The organism is Chitinophaga sp., from assembly GCF_036566945.1.
Lineage (GTDB): Bacteria > Bacteroidota > Bacteroidia > Chitinophagales > Chitinophagaceae > Chitinophaga.
In genome coordinates, this window is the sequence record NZ_DATCVJ010000226.1 from 1 (window position 1) to 7,050 (window position 7,050).

The 7,050-nt window shown below is 45.2% G+C and carries 8 protein-coding genes; 5 read left to right on the top strand and 3 right to left on the bottom strand.

Annotated elements, in window-relative coordinates; all coding sequences use genetic code 11:
• Positions 1–55: 55 nt before the first annotated feature.
• A complete protein-coding gene (locus tag VIP81_RS06460) occupies positions 56–427 on the bottom strand; it encodes a DUF7009 family protein (RefSeq protein WP_331957652.1) in 372 nt (123 codons plus the stop codon).
• Between the two features lie 78 nt (positions 428–505).
• Between VIP81_RS06460 and moaD the strand changes: the two genes are divergently transcribed.
• On the top strand, positions 506–739 hold the full coding sequence (gene moaD / locus VIP81_RS06465; protein ID WP_331957653.1) for a molybdopterin converting factor subunit 1: 234 nt from the start codon (positions 506–508) through the stop codon (positions 737–739).
• A gap of 159 nt (positions 740–898) precedes the next feature.
• Positions 899–1,300 (top strand): molybdenum cofactor biosynthesis protein MoaE, encoded by a 402-nt coding sequence (locus tag VIP81_RS06470; RefSeq protein WP_331957654.1) that lies wholly within the window; start codon positions 899–901, stop codon positions 1,298–1,300.
• An 85-nt stretch (positions 1,301–1,385) separates the two neighbouring features.
• Here the strand turns inward: VIP81_RS06470 and VIP81_RS06475 are convergent, their stop codons facing one another.
• Together VIP81_RS06475 and moaC are read right to left on the bottom strand one after the other, a co-directional pair.
• Positions 1,386–1,985, bottom strand: coding sequence for an NTP transferase domain-containing protein (locus VIP81_RS06475; protein ID WP_331957655.1), 600 nt, complete (start codon positions 1,983–1,985; stop codon positions 1,386–1,388).
• Positions 1,969–2,454 (bottom strand): cyclic pyranopterin monophosphate synthase MoaC, encoded by a 486-nt coding sequence (gene moaC, locus VIP81_RS06480; protein ID WP_331957656.1) that lies wholly within the window; start codon positions 2,452–2,454, stop codon positions 1,969–1,971. Before moaC ends, VIP81_RS06475 begins: the two co-directional genes overlap by 17 nt.
• 47 nt (positions 2,455–2,501) lie before the next feature.
• On the opposite strand from moaC, the gene VIP81_RS06485 reads away from it, so the two are divergent.
• The 3 genes from VIP81_RS06485 (at position 2,502) to VIP81_RS06495 (ending at position 6,771) form a co-directional block, all read left to right on the top strand.
• The gene (locus VIP81_RS06485; protein WP_331957657.1) at positions 2,502–3,710 is read left to right on the top strand and encodes a molybdopterin molybdotransferase MoeA; all 1,209 of its coding nucleotides are present in this window, start codon (positions 2,502–2,504) and stop codon (positions 3,708–3,710) included.
• A 201-nt stretch (positions 3,711–3,911) separates the two neighbouring features.
• On the top strand, positions 3,912–5,360 hold the full coding sequence (locus tag VIP81_RS06490) for a DUF1800 domain-containing protein (RefSeq protein ID WP_331957658.1): 1,449 nt from the start codon (positions 3,912–3,914) through the stop codon (positions 5,358–5,360).
• A gap of 205 nt (positions 5,361–5,565) precedes the next feature.
• Positions 5,566–6,771 carry a DUF1501 domain-containing protein gene (locus VIP81_RS06495; RefSeq protein WP_331957659.1) on the top strand — a complete coding sequence of 402 codons (1,206 nt, stop codon included), beginning with the start codon at positions 5,566–5,568 and terminating at the stop codon, positions 6,769–6,771.
• The last annotated feature ends 279 nt before the right edge of the window (positions 6,772–7,050 follow it).

Below are 7,050 nucleotides of genomic sequence, written 5' to 3' on the forward strand. Positions count from 1 at the left end.
ACCGACAGTCTAACGTAATCAATAGTGCGATGATGAGCATCCGTGAGCATTTTTATCAACAATTTTGGCCGGCCATCGGATTATCGAATGACTGGCTTTCGTCTTCGTTTCTCTCTGTAAGGCATTTAAAATCTTTTTCTACCAGGATTTTTAGTTCTGTTCCGTCGGTATTGGGCAGAATGAGTTCAAATCCCACCTCTTCCGGTGCATACCAGGCGTTGAGGCGCGTAAGAGGTATCAGCAAATGAACGCCGTCCTGTTCCAGCTTGATAATGGGATCGGTGATCTCTTTACCACGAACGCAGAAATGGAGTACACCAGCACCGATATGTGTGATAGATTCCACCTTGCCGATCGTTTCCAGTAACTCGATGTCTGTTTTATCCAGGCGATATCTGATGCTATTTCCTCTTATCCGTATTTTCATAAAAATGATTTAACTGCCGTATTAAAATTACTACTTTATCGGGGCTATATTGTAGTTTTAACCAACAATTTAACGAGTATGGGGATATTATTGTTTGGAGCAGCAAAGGATATTGCTGGTGTGCCGGTGCTGGAAAAGCCGGATCATATCACAGATGTGGCAGCGCTGAAGGCGTGGCTGTACAACGTGTATCCGTCCCTGCAACAGCTCAAATCCATGATGATAGCGGTCAACAGGACTTATGCAACAGATGCCCAACTGATTGGCGCCCAGGACGAAATTGCTGTAATACCGCCTGTAAGTGGAGGTTAAATGGTGTTGATTGCTGCGTTGAAACGATCGGGAGGACCCTTCCACTGTGTAAAGTAATTTCAACAGGTCGGTGTTGTAGCGTATTGATTAACAGTGATCTTTAGCTGCTATTAGCAAAGATCCCCGGATGTAACAGGTCTGATTTTTATTATTTATAAGATGCAGGTATTAATAAACATTAAAGATATCATCACGGTGCAGGAAGCACTTGATTTCATACAGTCGCCCGAATGTGGTGGTGAGGTTATTTTTGCGGGAACAGTGCGCAACCATACCAAGCAAAGGGAAGTCCTGAAGTTGTACTACGAATGCTATGAAGCTATGGCAATATCTGAGATGCAGAAAATAGCGGCGCAGGTACAGGAAAAGTGGGACATTCAGAAACTGGTGATGTTGCATGCAGTTGGAGATAAATATCCGGGAGATATAGCCGTTGTGATCGCAGTAGCCTCCGCCCACCGGGGTATTGCCTTTGATGCCTGTGAATATGTGATCGATACCCTGAAAGAAACCGTACCTATCTGGAAAAAGGAATTTTTTGCAGATGGGGAAATTGCTTGAGGTCTTTTAGCGGCGTTGGTTGTCCGGAGAAATCGGCCAGCCAGGGATGGATCGATATCGGGCCCGCTGCCTCATTGTAATTTCTCTACAACCCCAAATTCGACAATACTTCCGCTTTTTCTTCCGGCGTATTGGCATTAAACTGCTCCATAGCATAAGGGTTTTCCAGCAATGCGATATCCATATTCAGCATGGTTTTGCGTGGGCAGTTTTTGCCTGCGGTCACATTTTGCTGCAATGCAGCTAATCCGGCGGGTTCCCAGATGGCGATTAGTGGTTCTGGCGACTGATTGAAAGGGCTGATAAAAGAAGTGGCTGCTTTAGCCGGGTCTCTTGATTGGATCAGTAATTCCAGGCTTTGTTGACTCAGCAGCGGCAAGTCGCAGGCGATTACCAGCCAGGCTGTTGATGGTTGTGCGGCATGGGCGCTGAGCAAACCGGCGGAAGGACCGCCAAAGGAAACACTGTCTGGTATCAGGTGTGGATAGTTAGAAAAATTATCCTGTTGCGCTGCTCTGCAGGAAATAGATACTTCCGTTAAATAAGATTGCAAGAGGGTTACCAGGTATTGCCATTGCGGCATGCCATGGTAAGCAATCGTACTTTTATCTTCGTGCATACGGGTGCTGAAACCGCCGCAGAGCACCAATCCTTTTAGCGCTGGAATATTATCTTGTGTAGTCATGTTTCCCCCCTGTTTTGCTGATCAGTTTGGTTTCTCTGATAACCATATCCTGGGTCAGTGCTTTACACATATCGTAAATGGTGAGTGCTGCTATGCTGGCGCCGGTGAGGGCTTCCATTTCCACGCCTGTTTTACCAGTGGTTTTAACGGTGCAGCGGATAACCGCTTCTTCGTGTTCCAGTTGTATTTTTACATCGCAGCCATCCAGTAGTAAGGTATGACAAAGCGGAATCAGTTCCGGTGTTTTTTTGGCGCCCATAATGCCGGCAATGATAGCGGTTTGGAATACGCCACCCTTACGGGTTTGGATGTCCTGCCCCTGGAACTGGTCACGTATTATCTGCGGTAAAAAAACACGACTCTCGGCAACGGCTATACGATAAGTATCCGATTTGCCACTGATATCTACCATAGCCGGTTGGCCACTTTCATTCAGGTGAGAAAAACCACCACTTGATTCATTGGACATAAAAGCATAAATTTAAACAAGTTCACCTTCTACAAAAGTAATTCAAAATGATGTTGACTGTAGCTGCTGCATTTAAGGCTGTGATACAAACGGTGCGGGACCTGGGTACGGAAATGGTACCTTTCGAAACCGCTACCGGTCGTATTTTGCGGGAGCCCGTCCTGGCCGACAGGCCATTTCCGCCATTCGATCGTATTACGATGGACGGGATCGCGGTAAACTACGACAGCTTTGCCCGGGGACAGCATATTTTTGGCGTGGAAGACGTACAGGCTGCGGGTACACCGCAGTTACAACTCTCCAATACGGCCAATTGTATAGAAGTGATGACGGGGGCTATTCTCCCGGAAATGACGGATACCGTGATTCCCTACGAACACCTTACACCAACGGAGCATGAAGGCTTTCGGCGGTTTACGGTGCATAAAACAGTTAAAAAGGGTCAGAATATTCATCGCATAGGATCTGATATAGCTACCGGTGCGGTACTCATTCCGCCAGGTACAATGATAGGGCCAGCAGAAGCAGGCGTACTGGCCACTGTAGGGAAAACGCAGGTGCTGGTAAGCAAACAGCCACGGGTAGTATTGATCGCTACCGGTAACGAACTGGTACCTGTACATACCACGCCGGCCATTCACCAGGTGCGTATGTCCAACGTATATAGCATGCTGGCATCATTGGAGCATATGGGCATCAAAGCCCGTTACATCCATCTACCCGATGAAGAAGACGAAATGCGGGAACAATTGCAATCTCTCCTGGAAGAAACAGATATCTGGATTAGCTCCGGTGCAGTGAGTGCGGGGAAATTTGATTATCTACCTGCTGTTTTACAGCAATTGGACATGCAACAGGTATTTCATAAAGTACAGCAAAGACCTGGCAAACCTTTCCTGTTTGGCCGTTTCAACGATGGCCCTGTTGTGTTTGCCTTACCAGGCAATCCGGTATCAGGATTTATGTGCTTTTACCGATATGTGCAACCATGGATACAATCCGCTATGGGCGCTCCTTTACCAGAACCATGCTATGCGCAGTTGGCAGAAAAAGTTACCTTCGATGCTGACCTGGAATATTATCTGCCGGTAAAACTGCAATCACAGCCTGATGGCCGTGTGATCGCCATTCCGCAGCCCTACCAGGGTTCCGGCGACCTGGCCAGTTTATTGAAAGCAGATGCTTTTCTTACGCTGCCATTGGAACAACATGTTTTTGAAAAAGGAAGTAGTTACCAGGTCTGGAAGTTTCGTTGAGCCATTCCAACACCAACCTATTTTTAAAATGAAGCCGTTACCAGGTATGTAGCCATTCTGGCAGTAAAATGCCTGATGTAACGATGATGTATACACGCCGGCGTTCAATTTTCCTGCGTGTGATCCACTGGCACAACGATAATATAAACGATCCATTAAACCCGCCATACATTTGGCAGTCTTACTATAAATTCATTGTTTATGGCTGAAGTTGCCCACAAAAATCAGTTGCAACATCTCGCCTGGCGCGCTGGCTTTGGAGAAACCCTTCCCGTTATCTCAGACTGGGAAAGCAGAAGGCGAAAAGAAATTGTGAATAAAGTGCTCATAGGCCCTGTTAAAAAAACACCTGCATCGGTAGATGTGGTGACTGTTGGCGATCTTCCGGACTACCGGAGGCTCAAAGACATGACACCGGCAGAAAGAAAAAATCTCCGGCAGATGAACACCCAGGGTATTAAAGATTTAAATGTGGCCTGGATGAGTGCCATGATAAAAAGTGAACACCCGCTGCGCGAAAAAATGAGCCTTTTCTGGCATGGACATTTTGCGTGCCGTACACAAAATATATTGTTTAATCAGCAATTGCTGGGGGTGATACGCGATCACGCACTGGGAGATTTCGGAGAACTGCTGAGCGCAGTATCCAAAAGTCCCGCCATGCTGCAATTTCTTAATAATCAGCAAAACCGTAAACAACATCCCAACGAAAATTTTGCACGGGAAGTGATGGAACTGTTTACACTGGGAAGAGGTAATTATTCTGAAAAAGATGTAAAGGAAGCTGCCAGGTCCTTTACGGGATGGGGCTTTGATGCGGAAGGCACATTTTCGTTCCGCGAAAAACAACATGATGATGGCATCAAATCATTATTAGGAAAGGAAGGTAATTTTAATGGAGATGATGTACTGAAAATACTGCTGGATCAAAAGCAGACCGCCAGGTTCATCACCACAAAAATCTATAAATATTTTGTTAGCGAAACGGTGGATGAAGAACGTATTGCAAAGTTGTCGGACCAATTTTATCATTCCGGTTACAACATAAAATCGTTGATGCGGGATATCTTCATGGCCGACTGGTTTTACGACAACAGCATAGTCGGTAATCGCATCAAATCGCCGGTGGAATTGCTGGTAGGCATTCGCCGGGCAGTACCCATGACTTTTGAAAAGGAAGAAACCATGTTATTGTTTCAGCGGGTACTGGGGCAATTATTATTTTATCCACCCAATGTGGCCGGCTGGCCGGGCGGGCGCAATTGGATCGACAGTTCCAGCCTGATGTTTCGCTTACGTGTGCCGCAGGTGATTTTGTATTCTCAGGCATTTAATGTGATGCCCAAAGAGTTAACACCGGAAATGGGCGAAGGCAGTAATTATAAAATGACGTTGCAGATCAACGACTTTTTAAAACGACAATTTGCGAAAAAAGTGAATGCCACCATCGACTGGACCCCTTATATACAAAGCTTCAGCGAGGTACCACGCGAAAATCTGGCGAACGAAATTGCCGGCCTATTGCTGCAACAAACCAACAATATTAACAAGTCGTTGCTGGAGAAATATGCAGATAGCAGTAGCCGGGAAAATTATATTAAAACGGTGACCATCGATGTGATGAGTACACCGGAATATCAATTGTGTTAGGCTAGCTGTTAGCTTTTAGCTATTAGCTTTTAGCTGGGAGCGAATGGCTAATAGCAGCCGATGCGGGTTGCTAACAACTAATAACTAACAGCTAATCGCTAACAGCTAAAACAATGCAGGCTAACAGCTAATAGCTAAAAGCTAACAGCTAAAACAATGCAGGCTAATAGCTAACAGCTAAAAGCTAAACGCTAAAAAACACTATATGCTGATTCTTAACAGGCGTCGTTTTTTACAGGTAGGCTCGCTGGCTTCGGCTGCAGTGATGATGCCCAAATTCCTGAAAGCGCTGGAAAGAGGTACGCTGGTTCCTCCCGGCAACAAGATATTGGTGATCATTCAATTATCCGGCGGCAATGATGGACTTAATACCATCATCCCCTATCGCAATGATATTTATTACAGCTCCCGGCCATCGTTGGGTATAAAGAGAGAAGCAGCGTTGTCGTTGAATGATGACCTGGGCATACATCCTGCCTTAAAAGGATTGAAGGCATTGTACGACGATGGATCATTAGGCATCCTGAATAATGTAGGATACCCCAATCCGGACCGTTCGCATTTTCGTTCTATGGATATCTGGCATTCTGCCAGTCAATCAAATGAATACTGGTCTGATGGCTGGATAGGGCGTTACCTGGATGCTCAATGCAAAGGTTGCAATAAACCAACGCAGGCGCTTGAAATAGATGATACGCTGAGTCTTGCTTTAAAAGGAGATAGTGATAAAGGGCTCGCTGTGACCGATCCTACGCGGTTGTTCGGTACCAGCAACGATCAATACTTTAAAGATCTGTTGCAGCAACATCCTGCTGGGGACGATCATCATAGTAACGTAGATTACCTGTATAAAACCATGGGGGAAACGATTTCCTCCGCGGCGTATATTCAGCAGCAATTTAAAACCTATAAATCTGCCGAAGCTTACCCCAATACAGAACTGGGTAAAAATCTGAGAACCATTGCCAACCTTGTGATGTCGGACATCAATACAAAAGTTTATTATGTATCACATGGTAGTTTTGATACCCATGTTAATCAGGAAGATCAACAGGCGCGATTATTCGGGCAGTTAAGTGATGCGCTGACTGTATTTACCGGGGACCTGAAGAAGAATAACCGTTTCCAGGATGTAGTGGTGATGACGTTTTCTGAATTTGGCCGCAGGGTAAGTCAGAATGCGAGTGGTGGTACCGATCATGGCACGGCAAATAATATGTTTTTAATAGGCGGAGGCTTAAAGCAGCCGGGGGTGATCAATGAAGGACCCGATCTGATGAATTTGAAAGATGGTGATCTGCAATATAAGGTAGACTTCAAGAGCGTATATGCTACGCTGTTAAGTAAGTGGCTGGGGGCGAATGATAAGGAAATCCTCCGGATGCAGTATCCGCATATGGATTTTGTATAGAACGAGTTTTTGTCTTACTCAGGATTATACTGATGTTGATGATTTTCAAGATTTTGTTTTACAGGATTAAAAAAGATTAGCGTAGATATAAGCAAAAATCTTATCCGCTTATATCTACGCTAATCTTTTTATCTTCCCAAATCATTGTTGTCCGGGTAAATTGAATATAACATGGCCTGTATTCCTTTTCTGATAAGGAATACAGGTTCTTAAATTATTGTATGAAAATCCAGGGAAGCTCCCTGTTATTTATCAGGGAGAAAAACCTAACCCTATTTC

What these genes read in the sequence shown, in the direction of transcription:
- VIP81_RS06460 (WP_331957652.1), bottom strand. Translation starts at nt 427, where the DNA reads ATGAAAATACGGATAAGAGGAAATAGCATCAGATATCGCCTGGATAAA.
- moaD (WP_331957653.1), top strand. Translation starts at nt 506, where the DNA reads ATGGGGATATTATTGTTTGGAGCAGCAAAGGATATTGCTGGTGTGCCG.
- VIP81_RS06470 (WP_331957654.1), top strand. Translation starts at nt 899, where the DNA reads ATGCAGGTATTAATAAACATTAAAGATATCATCACGGTGCAGGAAGCA.
- VIP81_RS06475 (WP_331957655.1), bottom strand. Translation starts at nt 1,985, where the DNA reads ATGACTACACAAGATAATATTCCAGCGCTAAAAGGATTGGTGCTCTGC.
- moaC (WP_331957656.1), bottom strand. Translation starts at nt 2,454, where the DNA reads ATGTCCAATGAATCAAGTGGTGGTTTTTCTCACCTGAATGAAAGTGGC.
- VIP81_RS06485 (WP_331957657.1), top strand. Translation starts at nt 2,502, where the DNA reads ATGATGTTGACTGTAGCTGCTGCATTTAAGGCTGTGATACAAACGGTG.
- VIP81_RS06490 (WP_331957658.1), top strand. Translation starts at nt 3,912, where the DNA reads ATGGCTGAAGTTGCCCACAAAAATCAGTTGCAACATCTCGCCTGGCGC.
- VIP81_RS06495 (WP_331957659.1), top strand. Translation starts at nt 5,566, where the DNA reads ATGCTGATTCTTAACAGGCGTCGTTTTTTACAGGTAGGCTCGCTGGCT.